Genomic DNA, 1,555 nt, shown 5'->3' with positions numbered 1-1,555 from the left:
TGACAAGGGAAGAAACGAGTCATAAGGGCAGCCAATAGATAGCAATATGTCATCAAAGGTTCACTTCCAACCGATCACCGGCAATTGCTTTCAAACCGGCCTCTATAGAATGAATCACGTACAACAAGTCGGCGACTGAATCACGCAATCACGCGACAAAGGAAAAGAAAGGAAGGGCTCATGAGAATCGCGCAAGTGGCCCCGTTGTGGGAAAGTGTACCGCCTAAACTTTACGGAGGAACCGAACGAATCGTTTCGTACATTACGGAGGAGTTGGTTGCCCTGGGACATGACGTCACGCTGTTTGCCAGCGGTGATTCAGAGACCGCCGCTCGTCTTGAAGCGATCTGCCCGCAGGCTCTCCGATTGAATACCGGTATTTTCAACCGGGACGCCCCGTTGATGATGCTGCAGGAACGAGGCCTTGGAGCGTCGAGGGGCTTCGACATCATTCATTCACACCTGGATTTCATCGGCTTCCCGCTGGCGCGGAGGAATACCATTCCGGTTGTGACGACCCTGCACGGCCGTCAGGATCTTCCGGAATTGGAGCCGGTTTTCCGGGAATTTTCTGAAATGCCCTTGGTATCCATTTCGGATGCTCAGCGTAAACCGCTGCCTTGGGCCAACTGGGCGGCGACTGTCCACCATGGTCTTCCTCGCAACCTCTACACGTTTCATCCTCAGGCTCAAGGGTATCTGGCTTTTCTGGGTCGCATCTCTCCTGAAAAACGCCCGGACCAAGCGATTGAAATCGCTAAACGTTCCGGCCTCCCTCTGCGGATTGCGGCAAAGGTGGATCCTGCCGACCAGAACTACTTCGAAGCCGAAATTGAACCGTTGCTCAATCATCCCTTGATTGAATTTATCGGAGAGATCTCCGATGCCGAGAAAGACGAGTTTCTCGGCAATGCGAGAGCATTGGTCTGCCCCTACGATTGGCCCGAGCCCTTCGGATTGGTGTTGATCGAAGCCCTGGCCTGCGGAACTCCAGTGTTGGCCTACCGGCGTGGATCGATTCCGGAAATCCTCGATCATGGCGTCACCGGCTTTATTTGCGAGACGGTATCCGAAATGGTGGATGCAGTCGGGCAGGTCTCTCTCATCGATCGTCAACGCTGCCGGACCGCCTTTGACGAGCGGTTTACCGCGGATCGGATGGCGCGCGACTATGTGGCCTTGTATGAGCGTCTTCTCGAAGATGAAGGTGTTCAAGCCGGACAGGCCCACGCCTCCGAGCAGCATAGGATTCTTGGGCGAGGCCGACATGTCTGATGTATGTGCTGATGCAAAAGCGACCGGTTCCACTCCGGGCCGCGCGCGAGGCTGGGAATTAGTCAAGACCAGAGACTTCGGCTTTTTGTTCGCGGGCCAGACGATTTCGCAGATCGGCGACAGCCTCAACAAGGTGGCGTTGCTGTGGTTTGTGTACGAGATGACCGGCTCGGCGCTCAAGATGACGGTGGTCGGACTGCTTCAAACTCTGCCGCCCTTGCTGTTCGGGCCGCTGATCGGCGTCTATTTGGATCGCGTTCGAAAGAAACCGGTGATGATC

1 protein-coding gene and 1 pseudogene are annotated in these 1,555 nt (G+C 55.4%); both read left to right on the top strand.

Annotated elements, in window-relative coordinates:
- Positions 1 to 180 precede the first annotated feature (180 nt).
- The gene (locus ACOSYY_RS06295; RefSeq protein ID WP_421661413.1) at positions 181 to 1,275 is read left to right on the top strand and encodes a glycosyltransferase family 4 protein; all 1,095 of its coding nucleotides are present in this window, start codon (positions 181 to 183) and stop codon (positions 1,273 to 1,275) included.
- A pseudogene (locus tag ACOSYY_RS06290) lies at positions 1,268 to 1,555 on the top strand (MFS transporter); the annotation flags it as partial. The gene ACOSYY_RS06295 and the pseudogene ACOSYY_RS06290, both read left to right, overlap by 8 nt.

Source organism: Nitrospira sp. BLG_2 (assembly GCF_049222245.1).
This window is presented reverse-complemented; position numbering and strand designations above follow the sequence as displayed.

What these genes read in the sequence shown, in the direction of transcription:
- ACOSYY_RS06295 (WP_421661413.1), top strand. Translation starts at nt 181, where the DNA reads ATGAGAATCGCGCAAGTGGCCCCGTTGTGGGAAAGTGTACCGCCTAAA.